Annotated in this window: 29 protein-coding genes; 17 read left to right on the top strand and 12 right to left on the bottom strand. The window is 71.2% G+C overall.

Annotated features, from left to right (window positions below; all coding sequences use genetic code 11):
- Positions 1-9 precede the first annotated feature (9 nt).
- From ACX27O_RS26110 to ACX27O_RS26100, 3 genes are read left to right on the top strand one after another with little or no spacing between them, the layout of a single operon-like run.
- Positions 10-981 carry a carbohydrate ABC transporter permease gene (locus ACX27O_RS26110; RefSeq protein ID WP_458940234.1) on the top strand — a complete coding sequence of 324 codons (972 nt, stop codon included), beginning with the start codon at positions 10-12 and terminating at the stop codon, positions 979-981.
- The gene (locus tag ACX27O_RS26105) at positions 978-1,802 is read left to right on the top strand and encodes a carbohydrate ABC transporter permease (protein WP_030333822.1); all 825 of its coding nucleotides are present in this window, start codon (positions 978-980) and stop codon (positions 1,800-1,802) included. The genes ACX27O_RS26110 and ACX27O_RS26105 overlap by 4 nt, the downstream gene beginning before the upstream one ends.
- Before the next feature lie 56 nt (positions 1,803-1,858).
- Positions 1,859-3,571: an amylo-alpha-1,6-glucosidase gene (locus tag ACX27O_RS26100; RefSeq protein WP_458940233.1), complete on the top strand. Its 1,713-nt coding sequence runs from the start codon at positions 1,859-1,861 to the stop codon at positions 3,569-3,571.
- A gap of 10 nt (positions 3,572-3,581) precedes the next feature.
- Here the strand turns inward: ACX27O_RS26100 and ACX27O_RS26095 are convergent, their stop codons facing one another.
- On the bottom strand, positions 3,582-4,595 hold the full coding sequence (locus ACX27O_RS26095) for a LacI family DNA-binding transcriptional regulator (RefSeq protein WP_210857605.1): 1,014 nt from the start codon (positions 4,593-4,595) through the stop codon (positions 3,582-3,584).
- Between the two features lie 199 nt (positions 4,596-4,794).
- Here ACX27O_RS26095 and ACX27O_RS26090 point away from each other — a divergent pair, with 199 nt between their 5' ends.
- The 3 genes from ACX27O_RS26090 to ACX27O_RS26080 all read left to right on the top strand — a co-directional run bounded on the left by ACX27O_RS26090 (position 4,795) and on the right by ACX27O_RS26080 (position 7,689).
- A complete protein-coding gene (locus ACX27O_RS26090; RefSeq protein WP_210865651.1) occupies positions 4,795-6,273 on the top strand; it encodes an arabinofuranosidase catalytic domain-containing protein in 1,479 nt (492 codons plus the stop codon).
- Positions 6,274-6,391: 118 nt separating this feature from the next.
- Positions 6,392-6,739 carry a PadR family transcriptional regulator gene (locus ACX27O_RS26085; protein ID WP_210861675.1) on the top strand — a complete coding sequence of 116 codons (348 nt, stop codon included), beginning with the start codon at positions 6,392-6,394 and terminating at the stop codon, positions 6,737-6,739.
- The gene (locus ACX27O_RS26080; protein WP_210861674.1) at positions 6,736-7,689 is read left to right on the top strand and encodes a hypothetical protein; all 954 of its coding nucleotides are present in this window, start codon (positions 6,736-6,738) and stop codon (positions 7,687-7,689) included. The genes ACX27O_RS26085 and ACX27O_RS26080 overlap by 4 nt, the downstream gene beginning before the upstream one ends.
- 23 nt (positions 7,690-7,712) lie before the next feature.
- Here ACX27O_RS26080 and ACX27O_RS26075 read toward each other — a convergent pair whose 3' ends face one another.
- On the bottom strand, positions 7,713-8,306 hold the full coding sequence (locus tag ACX27O_RS26075) for an alpha/beta fold hydrolase (protein WP_210861673.1): 594 nt from the start codon (positions 8,304-8,306) through the stop codon (positions 7,713-7,715).
- 95 nt (positions 8,307-8,401) lie between these two features.
- Between ACX27O_RS26075 and ACX27O_RS26070 the strand changes: the two genes are divergently transcribed.
- Together ACX27O_RS26070 and ACX27O_RS26065 are read left to right on the top strand one after the other, a co-directional pair.
- Positions 8,402-9,010, top strand: a complete 609-nt coding sequence (locus tag ACX27O_RS26070; RefSeq protein WP_210861672.1) for a VanZ family protein — start codon at positions 8,402-8,404, stop codon at positions 9,008-9,010.
- Positions 9,007-9,960 (top strand): hypothetical protein, encoded by a 954-nt coding sequence (locus ACX27O_RS26065; protein ID WP_210861671.1) that lies wholly within the window; start codon positions 9,007-9,009, stop codon positions 9,958-9,960. Before ACX27O_RS26070 ends, ACX27O_RS26065 begins: the two co-directional genes overlap by 4 nt.
- Positions 9,961-9,979: 19 nt before the next feature.
- Here the strand turns inward: ACX27O_RS26065 and ACX27O_RS26060 are convergent, their stop codons facing one another.
- From ACX27O_RS26060 to ACX27O_RS26050, 3 genes are read right to left on the bottom strand one after another with little or no spacing between them, the layout of a single operon-like run.
- Positions 9,980-10,759, bottom strand: a complete 780-nt coding sequence (locus tag ACX27O_RS26060; RefSeq protein WP_358131097.1) for a MerR family transcriptional regulator — start codon at positions 10,757-10,759, stop codon at positions 9,980-9,982.
- A 46-nt stretch (positions 10,760-10,805) separates the two neighbouring features.
- Positions 10,806-11,567: an ABC transporter permease gene (locus tag ACX27O_RS26055; protein ID WP_210865658.1), complete on the bottom strand. Its 762-nt coding sequence runs from the start codon at positions 11,565-11,567 to the stop codon at positions 10,806-10,808.
- The gene (locus tag ACX27O_RS26050; RefSeq protein ID WP_030333804.1) at positions 11,564-12,361 is read right to left on the bottom strand and encodes an ABC transporter ATP-binding protein; all 798 of its coding nucleotides are present in this window, start codon (positions 12,359-12,361) and stop codon (positions 11,564-11,566) included. The genes ACX27O_RS26055 and ACX27O_RS26050 overlap by 4 nt, the downstream gene beginning before the upstream one ends.
- Before the next feature lie 192 nt (positions 12,362-12,553).
- On the opposite strand from ACX27O_RS26050, the gene ACX27O_RS26045 reads away from it, so the two are divergent.
- Positions 12,554-14,008, top strand: coding sequence for an alkaline phosphatase PhoX (locus ACX27O_RS26045; RefSeq protein ID WP_210862230.1), 1,455 nt, complete (start codon positions 12,554-12,556; stop codon positions 14,006-14,008).
- A 45-nt stretch (positions 14,009-14,053) separates the two neighbouring features.
- Here the strand turns inward: ACX27O_RS26045 and ACX27O_RS26040 are convergent, their stop codons facing one another.
- Both ACX27O_RS26040 and ACX27O_RS26035 read right to left on the bottom strand, forming a co-directional pair.
- Positions 14,054-14,428, bottom strand: a complete 375-nt coding sequence (locus ACX27O_RS26040; RefSeq protein ID WP_030333800.1) for a cupin domain-containing protein — start codon at positions 14,426-14,428, stop codon at positions 14,054-14,056.
- Between the two features lie 158 nt (positions 14,429-14,586).
- Positions 14,587-15,084, bottom strand: a complete 498-nt coding sequence (locus tag ACX27O_RS26035; protein ID WP_030333798.1) for a YcxB family protein — start codon at positions 15,082-15,084, stop codon at positions 14,587-14,589.
- Positions 15,085-15,181: 97 nt separating this feature from the next.
- Here ACX27O_RS26035 and ACX27O_RS26030 point away from each other — a divergent pair, with 97 nt between their 5' ends.
- The 4 genes from ACX27O_RS26030 to ACX27O_RS26015 all read left to right on the top strand — a co-directional run bounded on the left by ACX27O_RS26030 (position 15,182) and on the right by ACX27O_RS26015 (position 18,742).
- On the top strand, positions 15,182-16,141 hold the full coding sequence (locus tag ACX27O_RS26030) for a PaaX family transcriptional regulator (protein WP_358131094.1): 960 nt from the start codon (positions 15,182-15,184) through the stop codon (positions 16,139-16,141).
- Between the two features lie 278 nt (positions 16,142-16,419).
- Entirely contained in the window at positions 16,420-17,640 is a 1,221-nt protein-coding gene (locus tag ACX27O_RS26025) for a cellulose binding domain-containing protein (protein ID WP_358131091.1), read from the top strand.
- 83 nt (positions 17,641-17,723) lie between these two features.
- A complete protein-coding gene (locus ACX27O_RS26020; protein ID WP_210859159.1) occupies positions 17,724-18,314 on the top strand; it encodes a DinB family protein in 591 nt (196 codons plus the stop codon).
- Positions 18,311-18,742, top strand: coding sequence for a hypothetical protein (locus ACX27O_RS26015; protein WP_210859161.1), 432 nt, complete (start codon positions 18,311-18,313; stop codon positions 18,740-18,742). Before ACX27O_RS26020 ends, ACX27O_RS26015 begins: the two co-directional genes overlap by 4 nt.
- On the opposite strand, the gene ACX27O_RS26010 is transcribed toward ACX27O_RS26015, so the two are convergent.
- Complete coding sequence (locus tag ACX27O_RS26010; RefSeq protein WP_458940232.1) at positions 18,729-19,796, bottom strand: serine hydrolase domain-containing protein; 1,068 nt, start codon at positions 19,794-19,796, stop codon at positions 18,729-18,731. The genes ACX27O_RS26015 and ACX27O_RS26010 overlap by 14 nt on opposite strands.
- An 87-nt stretch (positions 19,797-19,883) precedes the next feature.
- Between ACX27O_RS26010 and ACX27O_RS26005 the strand changes: the two genes are divergently transcribed.
- The gene (locus ACX27O_RS26005) at positions 19,884-20,753 is read left to right on the top strand and encodes a fructosamine kinase family protein (protein WP_210859164.1); all 870 of its coding nucleotides are present in this window, start codon (positions 19,884-19,886) and stop codon (positions 20,751-20,753) included.
- Positions 20,754-20,880: 127 nt separating this feature from the next.
- Positions 20,881-22,116: an MFS transporter gene (locus tag ACX27O_RS26000; RefSeq protein ID WP_357633122.1), complete on the top strand. Its 1,236-nt coding sequence runs from the start codon at positions 20,881-20,883 to the stop codon at positions 22,114-22,116.
- On the opposite strand, the gene ACX27O_RS25995 is transcribed toward ACX27O_RS26000, so the two are convergent.
- Positions 22,097-22,552 (bottom strand): hypothetical protein, encoded by a 456-nt coding sequence (locus tag ACX27O_RS25995; RefSeq protein ID WP_030333783.1) that lies wholly within the window; start codon positions 22,550-22,552, stop codon positions 22,097-22,099. The genes ACX27O_RS26000 and ACX27O_RS25995 overlap by 20 nt on opposite strands.
- Entirely contained in the window at positions 22,549-22,950 is a 402-nt protein-coding gene (locus ACX27O_RS25990; protein ID WP_458940231.1) for a DUF6069 family protein, read from the bottom strand. The genes ACX27O_RS25995 and ACX27O_RS25990 overlap by 4 nt, the downstream gene beginning before the upstream one ends.
- A 191-nt stretch (positions 22,951-23,141) precedes the next feature.
- Between ACX27O_RS25990 and ACX27O_RS25985 the strand changes: the two genes are divergently transcribed.
- Positions 23,142-24,242, top strand: a complete 1,101-nt coding sequence (locus tag ACX27O_RS25985; protein ID WP_210863521.1) for a sensor histidine kinase — start codon at positions 23,142-23,144, stop codon at positions 24,240-24,242.
- Positions 24,230-24,892, top strand: a complete 663-nt coding sequence (locus ACX27O_RS25980; protein ID WP_210865668.1) for a response regulator — start codon at positions 24,230-24,232, stop codon at positions 24,890-24,892. Before ACX27O_RS25985 ends, ACX27O_RS25980 begins: the two co-directional genes overlap by 13 nt.
- A 13-nt stretch (positions 24,893-24,905) precedes the next feature.
- Here the strand turns inward: ACX27O_RS25980 and ACX27O_RS25975 are convergent, their stop codons facing one another.
- A complete protein-coding gene (locus tag ACX27O_RS25975) occupies positions 24,906-25,376 on the bottom strand; it encodes a hypothetical protein (RefSeq protein WP_210861660.1) in 471 nt (156 codons plus the stop codon).
- Complete coding sequence (locus ACX27O_RS25970; protein WP_030333773.1) at positions 25,373-25,966, bottom strand: CDP-alcohol phosphatidyltransferase family protein; 594 nt, start codon at positions 25,964-25,966, stop codon at positions 25,373-25,375. Before ACX27O_RS25970 ends, ACX27O_RS25975 begins: the two co-directional genes overlap by 4 nt.
- Positions 25,967-26,097 lie beyond the last annotated feature (131 nt).

Below are 26,097 nucleotides of genomic sequence, written 5' to 3'. Positions count from 1 at the left end.
ACCGACACCATGCGCGCCACGACAGAGACCTCCACTGCCGTACGGGACCAGGGTGGGGCGGCGAGCACCGCCCCACCCGGGCCTCCCCCGTCCCGGGCCCGCCGGCCCAACCGATGGTTGGCCTGGGGCTTCCTGGCACCGGTGACCATCTACCTGGCGGCCTTCTACGCCTACCCGCTCTACCGCAACGTCGAGTTGAGCCTGCGGGAGTACACCGTCCGCTCGTTCGTGCAGGGCGGGGCACCCTTCGCCGGCCTCGACAACTACCGGACGATCCTGACCGACGCGGCGTTCTGGCCCACGCTCACGCACACTGTGGTCTTCACCGCGGCCTCGCTCGCTCTCCAGTTCACCATCGGGATGGCCCTGGCCCTCTTCTTCCACCAGCACTTCCCGCTGTCGCGCACGCTGCGGGCGCTGTTCCTCGTACCGTGGCTGCTGCCGTTGATCGTTTCGGCGTCGACCTGGTCGTGGTTGCTCAACAGCGACTCGGGCCTGGTCAACGCGGCGCTCGGCGTCGTCGGGATCGACCCGGTCAACTGGCTCACCTCACCGGGCTGGTCGCTCACCTCGGTGGTCATCGCGAACGTCTGGATCGGCATCCCGTTCAACCTGGTGGTGCTGTACAGCGGCCTCCAGGCGATCCCGGCGGAGATGTACGAGGCGTCCGCGCTCGACGGCGCGACCGGGTGGCAACGGTTCTGGGGGATCACCTTCCCGCTGCTGCGTCCCGTCTCCGCGATCACGCTCCTGCTGGGGTTGATCTACACGCTGAAGGTCTTCGACATCATCTGGATCATGACCAGGGGTGGCCCGACCGGCTCCTCCGCCACGCTCGCCACCTGGTCGTACCGGCTCGGCTTCGGCAACCTGCTGCCCGAGTTCGGCCCGGGCGCGGCCATCGGGAACCTGCTCATCGTGCTGGCCCTGATCGCCGGCCTCGTCTACATCCGGATCGAGCGGAGGCAGCAGCTGCGATGACCACCTCGACGCCTCGGGCCTGGTGGAAGACCGGCGTCGGCCTGGTGCTGACCGGGCTGATGCTCTTCCCCGTCTACTGGATGATCAATGTGTCCTTCACCCGGGACCAGGACATGCGGGCCAGTCCCCCGCACCTGTTCCCCACGAACGGCACCCTGGACGGCTACCGGGCGGTGCTCGACCAGCAACTGCCGTACCTCGGCACCAGCTTCCTGGTCGGCCTCGGCACCGTGGCACTGACAGTCGCACTGGCCGCCCCCGCCGGCTACGCCCTGGCGAAGCTGCGGCCACCCGGCGGGCCGGCGCTGAGCTTCGTGCTGCTGATCGCGCAGATGATCCCGGGAATCATCATGGCGATGGGCTTCTACGCCATCTTCCTCACCCTCGGCGTCCTGAACACGCTGCCCGGCCTGATCCTGGCCGACACCACGCTCGCGGTGCCGTTCGGCGTCCTGATCTTCACGGCCTTCATGTCAGGCATCCCCGACGAGCTGCTCCAGGCCGCAGTGGTCGACGGCGCCGGTCGACTGCGGACCTTCTGGTCGGTGGTGCTGCCGGTCAGCCGCAACTCGATCGTCACGGTGTCGCTCTTCGCGTTCCTGTGGTCCTGGTCGGACTTCATCTTCGCCTCGACCCTGGCCGGAGGCGGCGACCACCAGCCGATCACCCTCGGCATCTACCACTACATCGGCAACAACAACCAGCAGTGGAACGCCATCATGGCCACCGCCGTCGTCGCCTCGATCCCCGCCGCCGTACTGCTGATCCTGGCCCAGCGCTACGTCTCGATGGGCGTGACCGCCGGCGCCGTCAAGGACTGACCATCCGCGGCGGTCGAGGACCGACCACCCGCACCACAGAGAGGCACCCGCCACCCATGACCGTCGCCCCGTCCGGTCCGGAGTTCGGAATCCAGGACATCCCGTTCAGCTACCGAGGATCCTGGTTCGACATCTCCCCGGTGGTAGCCGAGAAGACGTACGCCGACGATCTGCACCTGGTCTCGCACCAGACCGGGCTGCACCCCGTCCTGCGGCTCGCCCCCAGTGTCGCCGGCACCACCGTCGTCGCCACACCCACGGTGCTGACCTGGCACAACGGCACCGGCCGGATCGAGGCCGTCTACGACGGGCCGGACACCCTGCGGATCCGGGGCCACCGGCTCGGCCTGCGGGTGGCCGCCGCCGCGCACACCCTCACCCCGTTCAGCGGCACCTACCTGTACGCCGACCCGGTCGACGGGTCACACGTGTTCACCTCGTACGAGACCGGTCGCCGCTACCGGGTCACAGTGCTCTCCGGCGCTCTGTGGCGGACCGACGGCGCGCAGGCGCTCGGCACCGCCGACCGGTCCGTGGACCTGCCGGGCGACCAGCCCTGGGAGATCGCGATCGAGGAGTACGCCACGGCGCGCCGCCCGTACGCCGGATCCGTCGCCTTCGAGCGGTTGTGCCGTGACCGGATGGCGGAGTTCACCGCGTTCGTCGACGCGATCGCGCCCTGGCGTGGTGCCCAGACCCCGGCCGCCGAGCTGGCCGCGTACGTCCTGTGGTCGGCCACCGTCGCTCCGGCGGGTTTCGTCACCCGACCGGCCGTGCTGATGTCCAAGCACTGGATGGACAAGGTGTGGAGCTGGGACCACTGCTTCAACGCGATAGCCCTGGCGGCCGGCGAGCCGGAGCTGGCCTGGCACCAGTTCCAGCTGCCCTTCGACCACCAGGACGAGACCGGCGCCCTGCCCGACTCGGTCACCCACTCCGAGGTCCTGCACAACTACGTCAAGCCCCCCATCCACGGCTGGGCCCTGCGTCACCTGCGCCGACGCCTTCCCGAGCCGCCGGATCGGGCGGCGCTGGCGCAGACCTACGACCGGCTGGCGCGCTGGACCGGGTTCTGGCTCGACGCGCGGCGGGCCCCCGGCCACGACCTGCCGCACTACCACCACGGCAACGACAGCGGTTGGGACAACGCCACCACCTTCGACGACAACCGGGTCCTCGAGACGGCCGACCTCGCCGCGTTCCTGGTGTCGCAGCTGCGCTGCCTCGCCGACCTCGCCACCGAGCTGGGTGAGCCCGCCGCCCGCTGGTCCCGGGAGGCCGACCGGATCCACGCTGCCATGCTGCGCGACCTGTGGGACGGTGAGCGTTTCCGCGCGCGTGACCCCCGTACCGGGCAGCGGCGATCCAGCCGCAGTCTGCTCGACCTGATGCCCGTCGCGCTGGGGGCCGACCTGCCGGCCCCGGTCGCCGCCGCGCTGGCGCGAGGCGTCGAAACCCACCTGACCACGCACGGGCTGGCCACCGAGCCGACGGATTCGGCCCACTACGTGGCCGACGGCTACTGGCGTGGCCCGATCTGGGCACCGTCCACGGTGCTGGTCGAGGACGGCCTGCGCCGGGCCGGGCAGACCGGGATCGCCGACGACATCAGCCGACGCTTCCTCGCCCTGTGTGAGAAGTCCGGCTTCGCGGAGAACTTCGACGCCGAGACCGGCACCGGCCTGCGCGACCGGGCGTACACCTGGACCGCGAGCAGCTATCTCATCCTCGCCGCCGCCGCGGAGCAACGGCGGGTCAGGGGCGGGTAGCCGGGTCGGATCAGCGGGCCCGGACCGGCCCGGTGCTGGAACGCAACGAGATGGGCGGGCTGTAGAGGCGGTGTCGTGGCACGGCGCCGGGAGCCGCGATGATCTCCAGCAGGAGCGCCACCGCCTCGGCGCCCATCTCGACCATCGGCACGTCGGCGGCGGTCAACGGCGGGCGGAAGTCCTCCGCCCAGTGCTGCGCGGCGACGCCGGTGACGGAGAAGTCGCGGGGCACCGACAACCCGGCGCCGGTCAGCGCGCGCTGCATCCCGGGCAGTGCGGCCTCGTTGATGGTGGCCACCGCGGTGACCTCCGGGTGCGTGGCGAGCAGCTGCTCCATGCACGCCTCGCCGGAGGCCGTGTCGTCGCCGCTGCAGACCTCCACGCCGGTCAGCCCCCGCTCCAGCGCCGCCGCACGAAAGCCGGCCAGCGCGCGATGGCTGGGGCCGTATCCGGCGGCCACCAGCTCCGCCGACCGGTTCACGAGGGCCACCTGCCGGTGCCCCAGATCGGCCAGGTGTTGCACGCACCGGGCGATCAGGCCGGCGTAGTCGATGTCGATCCAGCTCATCCCGTGCGGCTCGGCGGTCCGGCCGATCGTGACGAACGGCAGCCCGGCCGTGGTCAACCGGGTCACCCGGTCGTCGGCCAACCGGATCTCCATCAGGATCACGCCGTCCACCCGACGCCCGGTCACGATCCGTTCGAAGGACCGGTCATGGTCGCCACCGGAGGGGGACAGCAGCACATCGAGGTCGTGGCGGGCGGCCGCCTCGACGACGCTGGCGACGAAGCCCAGCTGCATGTCTGTCAATCGCTGGCTGGCCGGCGGGATGACCAGCCCGAGGGTGCGGGTGCGCCCCTCCTTCAGCGCGCGGGCGCTGGCGTTCGGCCGGTAGTTCAACTCGTCGATGACCGACTGGATGCGTTGCCGGGTCCCCTCCGAGACGCTGCGTTTCCCGCTGAGCACGTAGGAGACGGTGCTGCGGGACACCCCCGCCCGACGGGCGATCTCCCCGATGTTCATCAATCGCCCTCGAATCGATTCTTGCCCCGACACGGGGACGCACCTTGCACCGCCGACCAGCATATCCGTCCTCAGGCTCATCGATCGACAACCAACGTGTGCCAACTAGCGCTCATAGATGGGCGACTATTAATGTCACAGGTATGACGTGTGACGTCAATCTCCGCACCGCACCCCGTCCCGTACCGGAAAGGATCCGATGAATGTGAAGAGAAAACTGGGTCGCCTGATGGCCGCCGCCGGGACCCTGCTGGCAGTGGTCGTCAGCGCCGGCGTCTACGTGGTCTCGGACACCCCGGGCGTCGCCCATGCCGCCGGCACCGGCCCGTGCGACATCTACGCCTCCGGCGGCACACCCTGCGTGGCCGCGCACAGCACCACCCGCGCGCTGTACGGCGCCTACAACGGCCCGCTCTACCAGGTCCGACGCTCGTCGGACAACACCACCCGCGACGTGGGCGTACTCAGCGAGGGGGGCTACGCCAACGCCGCCACCCAGGACTCGTTCTGCGCCAGCACCAGCTGCGTCATCACGATCATCTATGACCAGTCCGGCCGCAACAACCGGCTCACCCAGGCACCGCCCGGCGGCTTCGCCGGCCCCGCACCCGGCGGTTGGGACAACCTCGCCGACGCGAAGGCGGCCCCGGTCACCGTCGGTGGCCAGAAGGCGTACGGCGTCTACATCGCCCCCGGCACCGGCTACCGCAACAACAACACCAACGGTGTCGCCACCGGCGACCAGCCCGAGGGCATCTACGCGGTCGTCGACGGCACGCACTACAACCAGTGGTGCTGCTTCGACTACGGCAACGCCCAGACCAACAACCTGGCCGACGAACGCGCCATCATGGAGACCGTCTACTTCGGCGCCAACAAGCAGTGGGGCTACGGCGCGGGCGCCGGCCCCTGGATCATGGCCGACCTGGAGTGGGGGCTGTTCTCCGGGGTGAACGCGGGCTACAACAACATCGCGTCCATCAACCACCGCTTCGTCACGGCCATGGTCAAGGGCGAGCCGAACCACTGGGCGATCCGGGGCGGAAACGCTCAGTCGGGCAGCCTGACGACCTACTTCGACGGGCCACGCCCCAACGGCTACCACCCGATGAAGAAGGAAGGGGCCATCCTGCTCGGCATCGGCGGCGACAACAGCATCACCGGCCGGGGCACGTTCTTCGAGGGCGTACTGACCTCCGGCTACCCGACGGCCGCCACCGAGAACGCCGTCCAGGCCAACATCAACGCCGCCGGCTACGCACCGGCCGGAGGCGGCAACCCGCAACAGAACGCCCAGGTCGTGGGCGGCCAGTCCGGGCGCTGCGTCGACGTACCGAACGGCACCACCACCAACGGCACCCAGGTCCAGCTCTGGGACTGCATCAGCAACAGCACCGCGCAGCGCTGGACCTACACCGCCGGCAAACAACTCCAGGTGTACGGCAACAAGTGCCTCGACGCCTTCGGCCAGGGCACCGCCAACGGCACCCAGGCCATCATCTGGGACTGCCACGGCGGCACCAACCAGCAGTGGAACCTCAACTCCAACGGCACCATCACCGGCGTCCAGTCCGGGCTCTGCCTCGACGCCAATGGCGCCGCCACCGCCAACGGCACCAAACTCATCCTCTGGGCCTGCAACGGTGGCAGCAACCAGCAGTGGTCCACCCGCAGCTGACCCACCCGCCCACTGATCGGTCGCGCCGCCCCCCGCAACGCAGCCGGGGGCGGCACGACCGGCGACGTCCCACATCGGCATCGTTGCTTTATATATCGCGGTGCGATATATATCGTGCATGGACCTCAGTGAGCAGACGTTCCTGATCCTCTCCGCCCTCGCCGACCAACCCCGGCACGGCTACGCCGTGGTGACGGAGGTCGACCAGATGACCGACGGCAGGATCCGGTTACGCGCCGGCACCCTCTACGGAGCCCTTGACCGCCTCGTCGCCCAGGGGCTGATCGCCCCCGACCACGACGAGGTGGAGAAGGGTCGGCTGCGACGTTTCTACAAACTGACCGACGCGGGGGCAGACGCCATCCGTGCCGAGAGCCAGCGGATGGCCGGAGCGGTCCGGCTCGCCGAGGAGCGCCTCAGCAAGCGTGCCGCCCGCAACACTCCGCGCCTCGGGACCACCGGATGAACCCGGGCAGGAGCAGTCTGGAGCGACGATATCGACGGCTGCTGCGGCTGCTGCCAGCCGCGCACCGCACCGCCCGCGGCGAGGAACTGCTCGGACTGCTGCTGGACCTCGACCACGGCCGCCGGCACCCGAGCTGGCACGAGACGCTGCACATCGTCGCCCTGGCGATCCGACTGAGACTCACCACGCCCGTCACCACCACGGCCCTCACCACTGGCCTCAGTGCCCTGCTCGTCGCCGCCGGCACCCAGCCCGCCGGTCAGACCCTGGACCTGTTCACCGGCGCCGTCCTCGCCACCGACATGCCGGCCATCATCGCCGGCTGGCCACAGACAGTCGGTCTCGGCCTGCTGCCCCTCGCACCGCTGATCGCCTGGCTGTGCGGCGCGGCCCGGACCGCCCTCACCGTACAGGCGATATTCCTGACGGCCACCGTCGGTTGGTTCGTCGTCGATGCTCGCAACGGCGGCGCCATGGGCACGAACCTCGGCCAACAGCTCTTCACCACCGCCGTACCGGTCTCGATCCTCGTCCTGCTCGTGATCGCCGCCCGCGAGCGGTGGACCGCGCCCCGGCCGCGCCTGTTCTGGTGGGCCCTCGTCCCGCTCGGGATCCTCGCCTGGAAAGGCACCGGAGCATGGGGACGCCACGGCGTCTACGTTCTCGACGCCGTGCCAACGGTCCTGGGGATCCTCGCCGCCGCCACCGCCGCTGTCGTCGCCGCCTTCGCGGTCCGCCGCCATCGGCCCGCCGTCATCGTCGGCGTCGGACTCACCGGCTTCCTGGCCGGGTGGCTCATCCCCGACCCGCTTCTCGTCAACACGGCGATGCGGCACTTCGACGGTCAGCCGCTACCACTGGCAATCCTCATCACGGTGATCGCCGCCATTGTTACCGGCATCGATCGCCTCACCCGCCGCCACCAGCCCGAGGTGCGGTTGAACCCGTGATGCGCTGAGCACCAGCTTCGGGTTCAGACGAGCGGCGACCGCGGCGGAACACGGTCCGCTGCGGTCGCCGGACCGCGCCGGATCACCGCAGCCACCTCGCGCAGGTCATCGTTGAGCTGGTGATCGCGCTCCGGCAGCCGGTGCAGACGCGCCTGCGGGATGACGTCGGCGTACCGGTCGGCGTGCGACGGTGGCGCCGTGTCGTCCCGGAGGCCGTGGAACACGTGCACCGGCACCTCGCGCGGCAGCCTCGCGCCGAGGTCGGGCGGCAACTCGAACTCGTCGGCGGCCCAGCCGCCGGTGCCGACGAACGGGGCGGCGATCAGCACGATCGCGCCGAGCACCCGCTGCGGTGGCTGCTCGGCGAGGGTGTGGACGAGGATCGTCCCGCCCACCGAGTGGCCCACGACGACCGCCCCGTCGGCCAGCGCCGCGGTCTCCCGCCGGATGGCCGCGCTCCAGGTGGCGTAGCTCGGGTCGTCCTCGTCGGGCATCCGCGGATAGCGGACCTCGTACCCGTCCCCGAGCTCACGGCGCAGGCTGTCCACCAGCCGGTTGTCCCACTCGTCGTGTACGCCGGCACCGGCTCCCTGGATCACCAGGATCTGCGTCCCCATGCCGCTGTTGTCCCCGACCCACGGGTGTCACAAACGGGCGAACGCGCGCCGCCCGGTCCGGGTAGGTTTCGGGGCCGGGCGAGAGACGGGGGCGCGTGGTCAAGGGTTGGCACGGTTGGCTCGGCACGATCAACGGCGTCGTCCTCATCACGGTGCTCCTGCTGCCGTTGGCCGCGCTGACGGTGTGGGCGGTGGCGCGCCGCCGACGTGCCGCCGGCATCACCTCGGCGTGGCGGACGTCGCTGGCCGACGTCGGCATCGTCTACGGCACGGTGCCGTGGGTCTGGATGATCATGTTGCCGGGCGACCAGGCCGGTGTGGTGTCCGGCCGGGTGGCCCTGGTGCCGCTACGCGACCTGCTCACGATCTTTTCCGACGGGGGCCCGCTGACGGCGACGGTCCAGGTCGTCGGCAATCTGCTGGTCTTCGTTTCGGTGGGGTTCTTCGCCCCGCTGCGGTTCCGGGCGCTGGCGTCGGTACCGCGAATCCTGGCCCTCGCAGCCGGCTCCTCCATCCTGGTCGAGACCGCCCAGTACGTCCTGCGGCTCGACCGGGTGTCGTCGGTGGACGACGTCCTGCTCAACGCCGCCGGCGCCGGACTGGCGGCGTGGGCGTCCCGCCGGTGGTGGCGAGCCGCGCCGGATGCGTCAACGGATCGCCGACCTCACAAGCGCGGCCGCCACCCGGCTACCATCCGCTGGTGATCGAGGAACTGATCGGCAGAGCGGCGGACGGGGACGACGACGCGATCGAGGAGTTGACCGGGATCGGTGCCGCCGATCCGCTGAGACTGTCGCCGTACCACGCAAGTCTGCTCGACCTCGATCTGCTGTGGCCGGCGACGTTGTACCGGGCGGCGAACGCCGACGTGGTCAGCCGGGTCATCGAGCAGATCGACGGCGGGCGGACGCCGGACCAGCTCAACCACCTGCTCCTCATCCTGGCCCACAGCGGGCACCCGCTCGCCGAGCGTGCCCTGCGTCGCTGGTCGACGCAGCCGCCAGCCGGTGCGGACGACCTGCACGTCGGCGTGCTGAGCTATGCCCTCGAGGGCGGTTGGACGATCGGGCCGGACGGCAACCGCCGGGACCTGTGCGCCGACCTCGCGTACCGGTGGGTCATGCGGGACGGGCCCGCGCCAGCCGACCGACCCGCCTGCCCCTGGTGCACGTCACCCCTCTGGGTCGCCGCCGACCTTGACACCACCGACCCCACGATCCGCGCCGCGCTGGCACATACCGGCTGGTCCGGCCGCCTGGTCATCGAGACCTGCCACTTCTGCGCCTGCTACACGACGTTGTACAGCCGGGTCACGCCGGCCGGCACCACCGACTGGTGGGCTGACAACATCCGTCCGAGCTACCTGGGCGGTGACGTCGGGCCGGAGGACCCGCCGACGCTGCTCCCGGTTCCGGGGCCGGCCCTGGCGAGCCCGTACCAGGCCAGCGCCTGGAACGAGGGTGGCTCGACGGTGGGTGGTCGGCCCGACTGGATCCAGGACGCCGAGCACCCCGACTGCCCCGGCTGCGGCGAGCCGATGGACTACCTGGGCCTGATCGGGGGTGCCGACCTGGACGAGGTCGGCGAGGGCGCCTACTACCTGCACCTGCACCAGCCGTGCGGGTTCGCCGCGGTGAACTACCAGCAGAGCTGACCGCGGTTGCTGGCGATGGTCAGTCGGGGGACGCCGGCAGCCGCTCCAACCTGGCCAGCCCGGCCCAACCCCGTTCCCGGACGAAATCCAGCAGGCGTTGCAACCGCGGGTCGGCCTCGACGGCGAGCGCGTCCAGCAGGTCGAACGGCAGATCGTCCTGCCCCACCTCGCCGAGGTCGATCTCGCCGGAGGCGTACGCCTGCTCGGCCAGGCCGGCGATGAGGTCGGCGGCTTCCTCCAGGCGCGCGTCGTCGCCCGCGTCGCTGTCGAAGACCCCGGACAGGATCTGGTACAGCCGAACGACCTGCGGGTCATCCAGCTGCGCGATCTTGCCGGGCATCCAGTCGCCGACGCGGTCGGGCCAACGGGCCGACATCAGGATCCAGCCGTCCCGCTCGCCCGCCACCACCCGCTCCGAGGCCCCGATCTCCCGGAGCCGGTCGAGATAGGCGATCACCTGCGGCGGGAGTGCCAGCCGGTCCCCGGCGGCGAGTTGCGCGATCTGCTGACGGCTGGCCTCCAGTCGGGCGATCTCGTCGCCCAACTGCCTGTCGATGTCAGCGACCGCGGCGGCGAAGGTCGGCGCGTCGGCCTCCAACATCTGACCGATCTGGGACAGCGGCACCCCGGCGTTGGCGAGGATCCGAATCCGGATGAGGGACACCGCCGCCGTGGCGCCGTACCGCCGGTAGCCCGAGGCGTCCCGCTCGGGCTCCGGCAGCAACCCGATCTGGTGGTAGTGGCGCACCGCCCGCACCGTGACGCCGGCGTACGCCGCCAGTTGGCTGATCGTCAACATGCACTGATCCTGCCTTGCGAGTCGTCCGGCCCCACCCGAATCCGCATCAGGAGATCTTGCGGCGGTAGGTCAGGTTGGCGAACACGTACGCGACCACGAGGATCCCGACGCACCAGGCCAGGGCGGCCCAGATGCCGGCACCGACCGGCTTCTGCGCGAAGAGGTCCCGGATCGCGTTGACGATGGCGGTCACCGGCTGGTGCTCGGCGAAGGCGCGCACCGGGCCGGGCATCGACGCGGTGGGCACGAAGGCCGAGCTGACGAACGGCAGGAAGATCAGCGGGTACGAGAACGCGCTCGCGCCGTCCACCGACTTCGCGGTGAGGCCGGGGATCACGGCGATCCAGGTCAGCGCCAGGGTGAACAGCAGCAGGATGCCGGCGACGGCGAGCCAGTCCAGCACCCCGGCGCCGGTGCGGAAGCCCATCACCAAAGCCACGAGGACGATCACGGCGAGCGAGATCAGGTTGGCGACCAGCGAGGTCAGCACGTGCGCCCACAGCACCGAGGATCGGGCGATCGGCATGGACTGGAACCGTTCGAAGATGCCGCCCTGCATGTCCAGGAACAGCCGGAAGGCGGTGTACGAGATGCCCGACGCGATGGTGATGAGCAGGATGCCGGGGAGCAGATAGTTCACGTACGAGTCGGAGCCGGTCTCGATCGCGCCGCCGAAGACGTAGACGAACAGCAGCAGGAAGGCGATCGGCATGACAGCGGTCGTGATGATGGTGTCCGGGCTGCGGGCGATGTGGCGCAGTGAGCGTCCCAGCAGGACCGTCGTGTCGCCGAGGAAGTGCTTGTTCATCGTTGTTCCTTCTCCGTCTTCGTGCCGACGAGGGTGAGGAAGACGTCCTCCAGGGTCGGCTGCTTCTCCACGTACTCGACCTGGGCGGGTGGCAGGAGCTGCTTGAGTTCGTCGAGGGTGCCGTTCACGACGATCCGGCCCTCGTGCAGGATCGCGATGCGGTCGGCGAGCTGCTCCGCCTCGTCGAGGTACTGGGTGGTGAGCAGCACTGTGGTGCCGCCACTGGCGAGTTCCCTGACCGCCTGCCACACCTCGATGCGCGCCTCCGGGTCCAGCCCGGTCGTCGGCTCGTCGAGGAAGATCACCGGCGGGTTCCCGATCAGGCTCATCGCGATGTCCAGCCGGCGACGCATGCCGCCGGAGTAGGTCCGCACCCTGCGGCTGCCCGCCTCGGTCAGCGAGAAGCGCCGCAGCAGGTCGTCAGCGATCACGCCGGGCTCACTGAGGTGCCGCAACCGGGCGACCAGGACCAGGTTCTCCCGGCCGGTGAGGATTTCGTCGACCGCCGCGAACTGCCCGGTGAGGCTGATCGCCTGCCGTACGTCGGCGGCCTGGGTCGCCACGTCGAAGCCGGCAACCCGGGCGGTCCCCCCGTCGGCCTTCAGGAGCGTGGCCAGGATTCGCACCACGGTGGTCTTGCCGGCCCCGTTCGAGCCGAGCAGGGCGAAGATGCTGCCGCGCGCCACGTCGATGTCGACGCCGCGCAGCACCCTCAGCTGCTTGAACGACTTCTCCAGGCCGTGCACGTGGATCGCTGGCTGCTCGACCTGCGCTGTTGGTGGCGGGATGCTCATGGCGTCAGCATGGAGGGTTGACGCAGCGTCAAGGTCAAGCCCGCAGGCCGCCGACACCACAACCCGCACGCCGTCGCGACCCTGACTCTTCACCCCGATGTCACCGTCCGCTCCCACTGGTGACGTGTCGCCGTCCGCCCGCAGGAGTTGGCTGCGAGCCGTCGCACTTGTCCTGACCAGGAGCTGATCCGCGTGCCTTCCTCTCGTCGTACCTTCCTCGCCAGCGGCGCCGCCGCCGGCGTCGGCCTTGCCGTCGCGGGCGGCCTGCCGTCCCTGGCCCAGGCCAGCCCGGCCCGGCCGCACCCGCCGGTGAAGCCCGGCAACGTGCCCTTCCCGCCGCTGGTGGACGACCCCAAGGGAGTCCTGGCCCTGCCCAAGGGCTTCAGCTACACGGTGATCACCCGGACCGGCGTCACCCGGCTCGACCGCGGCCAGGGCGTGACCCCCTCGGACCACGACGGCATGGCCGTCTACGACGCCGGCCGGGGCCGGTACACCCTGATCCAGAACCACGAGATCGACCCGGGCGCCGAGTTCGGTGTGCCGCACGTCAAGGGGACCGTCTACGACGCGGGCGCCATCGACGCCGGCGGTTGCACAGTGATCAAGACCGACCTCGCGGGCCGCAACCTGGGTGAGTTCGTGGCGCTCTCCGGCACCATCTCCAACTGCGCCGGCGGGCCGACCCCCTGGGGCACCTGGCTCACCTGCGAGGAGACCGAGGACCGGGCCGGCGACAAGTGGGAAGAGGGCAACCGCTCCGGCGTCTACCAGAAGGACCACGGCTACGTCTTCGAGGTGTGGGCCGACGGCAGCGCCGACCCGAAGCCGATCAAGTGCCTGGGCCGCTACTCCCACGAGGCTCTGGCCGTCGACAGGGACCGCACCCGGATCTACCTCTCCGAGGACGCCGACGGGCCCAACGGCCTCTTCTACCGCTGGACGGCGCCGCACGGCGTCAAGCTGGGCCCGGGCGTGCTCACCCGCCTCGCACCGAACGCCGGTGTCCTCGCCGCCATGCAGATCATCATGGACGACGGTTCGGTGCTGCCGGACGTCGCGTACCTGACCTCCGCCCAGTTGGGCCGCCCCTTCCCGGTCCGCTGGATCGAGGTGCCGAACCGCGACGCACGCACCACGTCGGTACGCGAGCAGTTCGCCGACGGCCAGGTCACCCGGGGACGCAAGTTCGAGGGCGTGTGGGCCACCGACGAGGGCGTGTACGTGGTCAACTCGTACGCCTGGGACGAGGGTGACCTGCCGGCGGACGCGGCGCCGCACGACGGCATGGTGTGGTTCTACAACTTCAAGGACCAGACCATCCAGTTGGTGACGTACTTCCCGCACCAGACCCAGTCCGAGGAGGGCACGGCGGTCAGGTACACCGACCTCACCTTCGACGGCCCGGACAACGTGACGGTCACCCCGTGGGGCAGCCTCGTGCTCGCCGAGGACGGCTCCGGCGCCTCGCACGTGCTCAGCACCATCCCGGGCGGCCCGACGTACCCGATCGCCCGCAACCAGCTCAACGACTCGGAGTTCTGCGGGCCGACCTTCAGCGCCGACGGCAAGGTGCTCTTCGTCAACATGCAGGACCCGGGCCTCACCCTGGCCATCACCGGTCCGTGGGAGAAGTACCTGGGCTGACCGAGCCCGCACGGAGGGGGCCAGGCGACTCGCCTGGCCCCCGACTCACTCCACCTTGGTGAGAAGTGGTTTCCCCTTCTCGACGACGTACGTGGCCAGCTCGACAGCGATACCGTCACCGACATTGCGGGCCTGGTGGTGCACACCGTACGGAACGGTCAGCGCGTCGCCGGGATTGCACACCACGGGCGGCTGCCCCTCAAGCCGGTATTCCAGCGTTCCCTGCAGAACGCAGATGATTTCCTCGCCGGGGTGGAAGTGCTTGAACGGTGGCGAATCCGGCGTGAACTCCACCCGGGTCTGAATGACCTCCCGCCCGGGGATGCTGAGGTCGTGCCGTTGCAGGTCGATCCGCCACAGCCCCGGCGCTGACTCCACCGCCGTGGGGCTGATCCCCGCAGGTCGATCCTTGCTGCTCATGACGGCCTCCTGTCAGCCGTCGGGCCGACGGCCACCACTCAGATGTGGTGCATCTCCGTCGAGGATAGGTAGCCGTCGCCGATCAGGGGCCGCGGATGCCGACACGGCGGCCCGATTCCGCGACGCTGGCGTGCCGCTTTCCGGCACGCCAGCCGGGCTCACCGATGTCCCAGCAGCCCTCGTTCGGTCAGGTGGGCGCGCAACGTCTCGGCGTCCTCGGCGGCCATCAGCCAGCGCGGGATCACGGTCGCCGGCATCCGGCCGACGTACACGACCCAGAAATCTCCGACGTCGCGCACCTGGTCGACCCCGTCCCAGGCGATGCCACCGGACTCGGAGCCGCTGCGCATCATGATGTTGTCATCGGTGATGTCGTACGCGCCCGCGACGGCGTAGCGGCCGGAGCGGCGTCGGGCGCGGGCCAGCACCCACGGCCGGTACAGCATCGACAGCACACCGGCAACGACCAGCGCGGTCCACAGCGGTGCACTCCGCTCGCCCCACCCGAACCCCCGCGAGATGACGAGGCCGATGACCCCGACCGCCGTCAGGACCGCTCCGATATAGCCGAATCTGCGGAGCCGGACGGCGCCGAGCGCGGCGGCCACCCGGCCGGGGTAGGCGGGATCGGCGGGGACGTCGAAGCGGATGTGCACGCCAGAACGATAGTGCCCTCGTCCGCCCCGGGCAGCGCCTTACCCCGCCCTGCTCGTGACGAGGCCCGTGCGCGTCGTGGTGCGGCAGTCTGGTGAGGTGAACCTCCACGAGCCCGCCGACGACGTCCGAACCCCCCGGGCCCAGGCCGGGTCCAGCCCGCAGCACCTTCTGACGACCCTGCTCGGCGAGTACCTCGACTCCGCGGAGGCCGACCTGCCCTCGACGGCGGTCATCGCGATGCTGGGCGAGTTCGGGGTCAGCGAGTCCAGTGCCCGTGCCGCGCTGTCCCGGCTGGTCAAGCGTGGTCTCATCGCCGTGCGGGGGAACCGCCGGCCGCCGGTCTACCACCTCACGCCGCAGGCGATCGCCAAGCACCGCTCCCGGATGCAGCACTTCCTGAACTTCGGCTCCCACCCGGCGTCCTGGACCGGCGAGTGGCTGTTGGCGTCCTTCTCCCTTCCGAGTTCCGGCCAGGCGTCCCGTCACGCGCTGCGCAGGTCGTTGAGCGCACTGGGCTTCGTGGGCCTGTACGACAGCGTGTGGATCCGGCCGGGGTCCGACGCCGCGCCGGTGCGGGAGGCGCTGCGTGCGTTGCTGCGGCACGTGGAGGGCGCCCGGTGGTCGGTCCTGCACGCCCGGTTCGACGAGGAGACCGGGCCACACGGTCCGGCCGCCGCGTACGACCTGACCGCTCTCGCCTCGGCGTACGCGAGCTTCGTCGCGCGGTACGCGCAGCTGCGGGCGGCCGCGCGCAACGGGGAGGTGGACGGGGCCCGGGCGCTGGTGGCGCGCACCTCGGCCATGGACTCCTGGCGGAAGTTCGCCGACGTCGACCCGGACCTGCCCGCGCATCTGCTACCGCAGCCCTGGCCCCGTCCCGAGGCCCGGGAGACCTTCCTGGACATCCACACCATGCTCGGCTCGCTCGCCCAGGCGCGTCTGGTCGAGGTGATGACGCCGCACTGGCCGCAGGCCTCGTCGTGGATCACCCATTTCCGGGCGTCGAGGAACCCCTCCCGCCCGGCGCCGATCGGCGGCAGACCACCTGTCGGCTGACCGGTCGCGGCCGGTCAGAATAGCCCAGACATTGACACTTTTCGTTACGAGAGTGATAGTAACTGCACACAGCTCCCATCGGATCGCCTGTGGGGACCGCGGCCGGGCGGTCGCCGGCGCCGGACGAGCGGGCAGTGGTGGCCGAGGGCACGGCCACCGCCCAGGCCGCGACGCGCCCCTGTCGACCAGACCCGTGGCCAGCGCCGACCACCTTCGTCGGGGTGCGGATGACACCACCACCCCAGGGAGCGCCACCGTGACTGTTCCTGGAGGGTTCAATGAGAAGGCGATCGAAGATCTACGCGGGCCTGGCGGCCGCCATCGTCCCGGTCACCTCCGTGATCATGGCGCTGAGCGGGACACCGGCGTCCGCCGCCGTCGGCGGCTCCGGCCCCTACCCGGCCGACTACGAAACCTCGACCACCCTTGCCAATCACACCATCTTCCGACCCCAGACACTCCCGTCCGAACGCCTGCCCATCGTCGTGTGGGGCAACGGCGGCTGCTCGGCCAACGGCCTCTCCCAGGGCAACTTCCTCCGCGAGATCGCCTCCCACGGCTTCCTGGCCATCGCCAACGGTGCTCCGAACGGGTCCGGCTCCACCACCTCCCAGATGCTCACCCAGTCCATCGACTGGGCCGTCGCGGAGAACTCCCGGCAGGGCAGCAAGTACTACAACAAGATCGACACGAGCAAGGTCGCCGTCGCCGGCTTCTCCTGCGGAGGCTTGGAGGCGTACGCCGTCTCGAACGACCCGCGCGTCACCACGACCGGCATCTTCAGCAGCGGACTGCTGAACGACGCCGACGACTACCAGCTCCGGAGGCTGACCAAGCCGATCGCCTACTTCGTCGGCGGGCCCAGCGACATCGCGTACCCGAACGCCATGGATGACTGGGGCAAACTCCCCGCCGGCCTGCCCGCCTTCATGGGCAACCTGAACGTCGGGCACGGCGGCACCTACGACCAGACCAACGGCGGCGAGTTCGGTCGGGTCGCGACCCTCTACTTCAAGTGGCGCCTGAAGGGTGACACCACCGCCGGTCGCAACTTCGTCGGCGCCGACTGCGGTCTGTGCCGCAGCCAGTGGAGCGTCCAGCAGAAGAACCTGACGCTCGACGACGGCGCACCGCCCACCACGCCGCCGCCGACCACCCCACCTCCCACCACCCCACCTCCCACCACGCCGCCGCCCACCGGCACCCCCGGCTGCACCGCTGTCTACTCCGTGCAGGACCAGTGGAACGGCGGATTCGTCGCCAACGTCAGCGTCACCGCGGGAACCACCGCGCTGACCGGCTGGCGGGTCACCCTCACCCTGCCCGGCGGCGCGTCGGTCAGCTCGCTGTGGAACGGGGTCAGCAGCGGCACCAGCGGAACCATCACCGTCGCGAACCAGAGCTACAACGGGCGACTGGCCGCGGGACAGGCCACCAGTTTCGGATTCCAGGGCACCGGCACCGGCAGCGGAGCCACCGCGAGTTGCACCGGAAGCTGACCACGTCGCTCGGCGGGCCGGTGCCCCGGCACCGGCCCGCCGAGGGTGCCCGAAGGTCAGACGGGTAGGGAAGACTGGCCGGCATGGCTGATCTGAGCGACATGAAGGCTGCGCTGCACCTCTACCTTCAAGGGACCCGCGAAGACCTCATCTGGAAGCTCGACGGGCTCAGCGAACGCGAGGTCAGGCTGCCCCGCACGGCGACCGGAAACAACCTGCTGGGCATTCTCAAGCATTGCCTCAATGTCGAAGCCGGCTACTTCGGGCCCACCTTCGGCCGCGAGTTCCCGACCCCTGACGAGCTGGTCCCGATGGCGGCGTTCGACGAGGACCCGCAGGCCGACTGGTACGCCCGGGAGGACGAGACGAAGGACGGGCTGATCGACCTGTATCGCCGGGTCGCCGCGTTCGCCGACCAGACGATCGACCAGCTACCGCTCGACGCGCCGGGGCACGTGTCGTGGTGGCGGCCCGGTTCGCAGGACGTGACGCTGCACCGGATCATCATCCACGTGACCTGCGATCTCGCCCGTCACGCCGGGCACGCCGACATCATCCGCGAACAGCACGACGCGGCGATCGGCCTTCGGCGGGACAGCACCATCCTCCCCGACGACTTCGACTGGCCGGCCTACGTCAGCAAGCTGACGAAGCTGGCCGACCGCTTCGCATGAGCGGGATACCCGTCGACCGGCGAGACGACCTCGCCCGGATCGAAGCGGCGTTCGTGGGCACCCCACTGGCCGGCCTGCCGATCGGGCACGGCCCGGCGGGCACCATCCTCGTCGCCGACGTCGACCCCGATCGTCTGTACGAGGCCTGGCGGGCCGCAGACGCGCTGGTGCCGGTCACCGGACGTCGGCCCGTCCTGGTCACCGACGACTTCGACGACGGGCTCACGATCCGGCCGGAGCCCGAGCAGGGTCCGTCGGAATCCGAGCTGCGCGCGTTCGCCGAGGCCGCCGCGTCCTCCGCACCCTGGCTGAGCTACCGCCACTACAGCGAGGACCAGCAGGTCGAGCAGAACGAGATCGACTACCATGCGCGCCCCGAACCTCGACCTGCGCCGGTGGGAGGTCGCCGTCGCCCTATCGGCCGGTGACGTGTGGTTCGTCCACAACCGGCCCTGACCGGCCGACGGCACGGGATACCGCACGGATCAGTTCGAGCGGTTCCTCGGTCCAGTGGGAGACGAGGACCAGCTCCCGGGCCGGATCCACCCACAGCAGGTGTCGTCCGCCGTTGCCCCGGGCGCTGCGGCCGGTGGCCGGGGCCCCCGGCCACGGCGCCTGATCGTCGTTGAGCCACCACAGATAGCCGTATTCCCGCTTCACCGGGCACGGAGACCACGACTGATCAACCCACTCGGCGCTGAGCAGTCTGGTCCCGGCATGGGTCCCCCGGTCCAGGAAGAGCTGACCGATCAGGGCCAGGTCCCGGGCGGGGATGATCAGCCCGCCGCCCCAGTGCGCGCCGCCGGAGACCACAGCGGTCGGGCGGCCGTCGATGTCGACGACGCTCGTCCGGTACCCGTGCCACGACCACCGGTCGGAGGCGCCCAGCGGGTCCATGACCCGCTGCCGCAGCACCTCCGGCAGCGACCGGCGCAGCAGCAGCGTCAGCGCGTACGTCAGCAGGTTCATCCGCACGTCGTTGTACGCCCACCCCTGCCCCGGAGGCGTACCGTGCACCTCCGTCCGCTCGCGGAAGCTCTGCGCGTCGACGCTCGTCGGCTTGCCCCACAGCTCGCCCTTCCACTGGCTCGACTGCTGCAGCAGATGACGCCAGGTGATCTGCTCGTTGTGCGGCCCGTGGAACTCAGCGACGTCGACGACCTGGTGCACCGGTTGGTCCGGCACCAACAGCCCGTCGTCGAAGGCCAGGCCGGCCACCACGGACACCACGGACTTGGTGACGCTGAAAGCCATCTCCGGGACGTCCGGGTCGCCCCAGGCCGCGACCTCACGACCGCCGACCAGGACCACGCCGCTGGCCCCACTGGCGGCGAGCAGCGGGCCGACGACCTCGCGGTGGCTGGTGTCCGCGACCTGCGCCGCCAGGTAGGTCTCGATGTCGGCGGCGTCTCTCGTCCACCGCGCACCGAACTCCTGGACGACCCGCTCCAGCCGCTGCTGGTCCACCGACACGTGACCCATGCCCAGCAGTGTCCAACACCGGCAGGACGAGCCGCGACCGGCCACCTAGGATCGGCTGACCGTCGCCGGACACGAGGAGCATCCCGGATGACCCTGCTGGAGCGGCTGCACCGGGCCGGCATGCGTGAGGTGGTGACGGTGCGGCCGGTGACGGGCGGGCTCGCGGCGCTGGCCGGCATCGCCACCCGCCGGGACGCTCCGCCGGTGTTCGTCAAGGGTTTCGCCGATCCGCCGGCCGACGACGTCTTCGCCGCCGAGGCCGACGGGCTGGCCGCGCTGCGCGAGCTCGGCGGGGTGGCGACCCCCGAGGTGATCCTGGCGGATCGGGACCTGCTGGTGTTGTCGGTGCTGCGGGCCAGGCCGCAGAGCGAGGTCTTCTGGGAGCGGTTCGCGCACCTGCTCGCCCGCCTGCACCTGAGCACCACCCATCCTCGCTTCGGCTGGCACCACGACAACTGGCTGGGTCGCCGCCGCCAGATCAACACCTGGAACGACGACGGCTTCGCCTTCTTCGCCGAGCACCGGCTGCTTCGCTGGCTCGATCAGCCCCGCGTCGAGGCGGCGCTGGACGCGGCGGACCGAGCCGCGCTGGAACGGCTCTGCGACCGGCTGCCGGACCTGCTGCCGGACCGGCCGGCGTGTCTGACGCACGGCGACCTGTGGGCACAGAACATCATGGCGACCGTGGACGGAGAGCCAGCGCTGATCGACCCGGCCGTGTCGTACATGTGGGCCGAGGTGGACCTCGCGCACGTGTGGTCCACCTCTCCCCCACCCGAGGCACGACGGATGTTCGCGCTCTACGCGGAGCTGACCTCGCTCGACGGCGACTGGGAGGCCCGTATGCCGCTCATCCAACTGCGGCAGCACCTCGCCGTGCTGGCCCAGTTCGACGACGACTGGGGCGCGGCTGAGCAGATCCGGGCCGTCCTTGCCCCGTTCCGGACCCGACAGTGAGCGCAGGCCCGGCCGTCGACAACGGCAACCGGCCCGCCCGTGACGGGATCGACGTCCGTCGAGAGACCCGCGAGCGGAGCTGAGGTCGGGGACTCCACTACGGTGACCCCTGGAACGGGGGTGGACCATGGCACCGGAGGTGTCGCCGCGAAGGGCCAGGGCGGTGCTCGTCACGCTCTCCCTCGCCGCGTTCGCGTTCATCACGACCGAACTGCTGCCGGTCGGTCTGCTCACCCACATCGCACCCGATCTCGGCCGGTCCCGCTCACAGGTGGGACTGCTGGTCAGCGGGTACGCCGTGGTGGTGGTGCTGGCGTCCGTGCCGCTGACCCGGCTGACCCAGCGGATCCCCCGGCGGCAGCTGCTCGGCGTCACGATGCTGCTGTTCGCCGCCGCCAACGCCGCCGCGGCGCTCGCCTCGACGTACACCGTGCTGGCGGGTGCCCGTCTGGTCACCGCCCTCGCCCAGGCGCTGTTCTGGTCCGTCGCCACGGCGACGGTGATCGGACCGTTTCCGGTCGCGGTACGCGGCCGGGCGGTGGCCCTGTTCGCGACCGGGGCGACGCTCGCCCCGGTGCTCGGCGTACCCCTCGGCACCTGGCTCGGGCAGCAGGCCGGCTGGCGCGCCGCGTTCGCGGTGCTGGCCGGGGTCGGTCTGGCGATCGCCGCCGCGGTGGTGGTCCTCCTCCCGTCCTATCCCCCGGCCGCTGGTGGCGCCGCCCGGGGCTCCGCGCCGGACGGGCGTCGCTTCGTGGTGTTGTTGATCGCCACTGCCCTCGGCATCGGCGGCTTCATGACCCTGCAGACCTACGTGACACCGTTCCTGCTCGACGTCAGCGGCTTCGCCGACGCGGTGCTGGCACCGCTGCTGTTCGTCTCCGGCGCGGCCGGGGTCGTCGGCACCCTGGTCGCGGCGCGGACTCTGGACAGCCGACCGATCGCCTCGCTGCTGACGCCGCTGAGCATCGGCATGGTGTCGCTGCTGGGGCTGTACGCGCTCGGCGCGCTCAAGCCGGGTGTGGTCGCGTTCCTCGCCGGGATCGGCCTCGCGTACGCGGCGTTCGGCTCCGCCGTGCAGAACCGGATGTTGCACCTGGCCCCGGGCAGCACCGACATCGCGTCGGCCGGGGTCAGCATCGCCTTCAACACCGGCATCGCCGGCGGGTCACTGCTCGGCGGTGCCCTGCTGCCCACCTCGGGGGCCCGCCCGCTGGCGCTCGTCGGCGGGCTGCTGGCGCTGGCCGCGCTCACCCTGCTCGCCGTGGACACGCGTCGCGGTCGCGCCGTCGGACCAGGGCCGACCGACCCCACCGCGTCGCGTCGCACGCTCCGCCGTCGAACGGTCAGCCACCGGCCCCGCTGACCACCGCCATCATGATCAGGGTGCGCCGCCGCCGCTGGCTCATCAGCGCGAAACAGGCGGTGAGCACCACCAACTCCAGCTCGGCCCACTCGCCGGTGACGTCGACGCGGATCGGCCCACCCCGTCGGCCGGGAAGCCGCACCGCCAGGCGGTGCCCGTCGCGGACCAGCTCACCACCGCAGTGACCGGGCAGCCAGCGCGCCACCCCGCCCGGCCCCGGCACGTGCGACCGGCCCGGGTCGAGCCGCACCGGCACGCCGTACTCGCCCCGGGCGGTGAATCCGGTCCGTCGGCGGCCGGTCGGTTCGACCGTCCAGCGGCCGGTGCCGGTGCGGATCTCACCGCACCGCCAGGTCCAGCCGGTACGCAGCGAGGCGCGTGACCCGGAGTCGAGGACGAACGCCCCGTCCTGCTTGCGGACGGTCAGGGCGGTCACCGGTCCGCCCCTGCCGGTCGGGGCCGGGGCAGGCCGAGGATGAGGACGAGGCCGACGCTCAGGTGCAGCAGCGCGAGGGTCGCCTTCGCTGCCCCGCTGACGCCGCTGGGTGGCCCGACCACGAGCGACAGCAGCAGGACCGTCACCGCTGTCGAGGTCCACCAGACACGGGAGCGGTCGGTACGACGTTCCAGCACCGCGAGCAGCGCCCAGCCCGCCAGCGCCGCGACCGCCGCGGCGACGATGACAGCGCCCACAGTGACCTGTCGGGTCGAGCTGCCGGACCTGACCGACAGGTCGACGCCGGCAGCCGAGTGCAGCAACGCGAACTCGGCCACCGCCACCACGATCGCGCCGGCCGCCACGATGGCCCGTACCAGGGGAAGGTTCTTCGTCATGGCCTGAGTCTGCGGACCGGGCCGGGCGGGACGCGTCGGTCCGGACGCCGCGACGGGTACGTCCGCCGGCGGCTCGGCGTACTACCAAAGGAGGTGGTCCGGCCCGCCACCAGCGCAGTAGCGTGCGCGATGTGGATGCGGCGGCGTGCGAGGTCGAACCGCCCGGGGCGTGGCGATTCGCTCGGGTGGGCGTGACGACAGCGGCGGTCGGCGTCCTCGTCGCGACCATGCTGTGGTCCGCCACCCGGTCCAGCTCCGCCGGAATGATCGGCGTCGACGTCGCGCTGGCGGTGACCGCCCTGATCCTCGTTCCGGTGGTCATCCGCCGCCCGCGCACCGGTGGTGTGCTGGCCGGTGTGCTCGTCGCGCTGTCCCCGGTGGTCACGCCGGTGGCCAGCTTCGCGGTGCTGTTCCTCGCCCGCAACCGGCCGTTTCGCCAGGCGGCGGCGGTGGCGGCGGTCAGCGTGGCGGGTGAGGCGGTGCAGGCGTTCTGGCGGCCGGTGCCGAGCCTGCCGTACGGGTGGCGGCTGGTGCTGATGACGATCGCGTACGCGGCCCTGTTCGGCTGGGGCACCTGGGCGCAGGCCCGCAACGCCCTGTTGGCGGAGCTGCGGGACCGGGCCCGGCGGGCCGAGCGGGAGCAGGAACGGCGGGTCGACGAGGCGCGGGCGGCGGAACGCGGCCGGATCGCACGGGAGATGCACGACGTGCTGGCCCACCGGCTGTCACTGCTGGCGGCGGCGGCCGGCGCGATGGAGTACCGGCCGGACGCGCCGCCCGAGCGGCTCAGCGCCGCCGCCGGGGTGATCCGGGCCAGCGCCCATCACGCCCTCGACGAGCTGCGCGAGGTCATCACCCTGCTGCGCAGCGACGACGCCGAGTCGCCGACTGACGCGCCACCCGGGCAGACCCTCGCCGACCTGCCGAGCCTGCTCCACGAGGCGCGGGCCGCCGGGCAACGGATCGAGGTCGACGACCCGCTCGGTCCGCCGGTCGAGATTCCCGCCGCGGTGGGCCGCACCGCGTACCGGATCGCGCAGGAGGCGCTGACCAACGCCCGCAAGCACGCCGCCGGGCAGCCGGTCCGGCTGGTGCTCGGCGGCGCGCCCGGCACGGGCCTGCGCATCGCGGTGAGCAACCCGACCACGCCTGACGGCGGCGCCACCGGCAGCGCCGGCACGGGTCTGATCGGCCTCGCCGAGCGGGCCGCGCTCACCGGTGGTCGGGTCACCCACCACGTCGACGCCACGGGCCGGTTCCACCTCACCGCGTGGCTGCCGTGGCCGACGTGACGGGACCGATCCGGGTCGTGATCGTCGACGACGATCCCCTCGTGCGGGGGATGCTCACGCTGATGCTCGACGGGGCGGACGGGATCGTCGTCGTGGGCGAGGCCGCCGACGGTGCCACGGCGATCACCGCTGTGGACCGGCACCTGCCCGACGTGGTGCTGATGGACATCAGGATGCCCGGCGTCAACGGCATCACCGCCACCGAGCGCCTGCGCCGCCGCCACCGGCCGCCCGAGATCATCGTGCTCACCACCTTCGACACCGACGAGCACGTGGTGCGGGCCCTGCGAGCGGGCGCGAGCGGCTTCCTGCTCAAGGACACTCCACCCGAGCAGATCAGCCAGGCGGTCCGCGCGGTGGCGGCCGGCAACCCGATGCTGTCGCCGGGGGTGACGCGCCGGCTCATGCAGCGGGTCGCGTCGGGAGCCGAGACCTACGAGCAGGCGCGAGGGCGGTTGGCGGTGCTCACGCCCCGGGAACGCGACGTCGTGCTGGCCATCGCCCACGGGCGTTCCAACGCCGAGATCGCCGGCGAGCTGCTGATGAGCGTGACGACGGTGAAGGCCCACGTCTCGCACATCCTGACCAAGCTGGATCTCGACAACCGTACCCAGATCGCCCTGCTCGCCCACGACGGCCGGCTCCTCTGAGGTGAACCGGCGGTCAGGCCAGCGCCGCCGGCAGGACGAGGACCGCGAACCGGAGCATCCGACCGGACAGGCACACGACGGCGAACTCCCAGCGTCGAAGGCCCGCGGTGCCGGCGGCGAGGCTGACGACTGCCAGCGGTGGAACCCCCACCGTGGCGGAGACGAGCACGGTCGGCAGCGCGGTGCGGCGGCGGGAGAGCCAGCGCCGGATCGGCGCGGTCCACCGTGCCGTCCGGGCCGCCGCGCGACCTGACTCGTCGCGCCGCGCGAGCGTCCGGGCCAGCCGCCCCGATCCGCGTCGCGCCGATTCGAACAGCAGCAGCTTGCCGACGGTCTGCCCGAGCGCCAGGGCGAGCACGGCGAGGAGAGCCTGCCCGCCACGGTGCCCGGCGACCACCGCGTACGCCTCGGCGTTGACGACCGGGACGAGCGCCGAGGCGAGACCGTAGCCGAGCGCCACCGCGGCCTCGGCGAGGCTGTTCACGCCCGGCCGTCCCGGTGGAGCAGCCGGAGCACCGCTGCGACCGACCACAGCTTCACCGCGACGACGGCGACGGCGACGGCCAGCGCGAGCCGGTACTGCCCGAACGCGATGGCGCCGATCACCCCGGCGGTGTTGGCGACCTTGGCCAGCGGCGACCAGTTCCACGCCCACACCCGCCGGTCGACGAGGTGGAAGTAGTTGGGGCTGAGCACCGGCCAGCACAGGAACGCCAGCGACAGCATGGTGTCCAGCACCAGGAACGAGAGCAGAAAGACCACCGCGACGACCGCGACCTCAGGCACGAGGGCGACCAGGCCCCCGCAGAGCACGGCGGTGCAGGCGCGGTCGCTCACGATGTCGAAGACGGCCCCGGCTCGCGTTTCCTGGCCGAGTCGGCGGGCGGCCCAGCCGTCGAGCACGTCGCCGACCCAGTAGATACCATACGATACCGCCATCAATGCCACCGAACCGGAGACGAGGGCGACGACACCGACGGCGACAGCGGCGACCGTACGAACGGCGGTGATGTAGTTGGGAACCGTACGGAAAGGGCCGACGGTGAGGGCGGCACGGGAGTCAACGAGAGTCACCCCCGCAGGTTCGTCCGGTGAGCGTTCGCGCGGAACGTGCCGCGGTGCCGATCTGGGCGCGCGGGCGGTACCGGGGTGCCGGCCGATCCGGTACCTGGGTACTGGTCGGCGTTCCGGCTGGTCGCGGAGAC

Source organism: Micromonospora sp. SD19, from assembly GCF_054462275.1.
The sequence above is the reverse complement of the archived record's forward strand: the minus strand, read 5'-3'. Positions and strand labels throughout refer to the sequence as shown.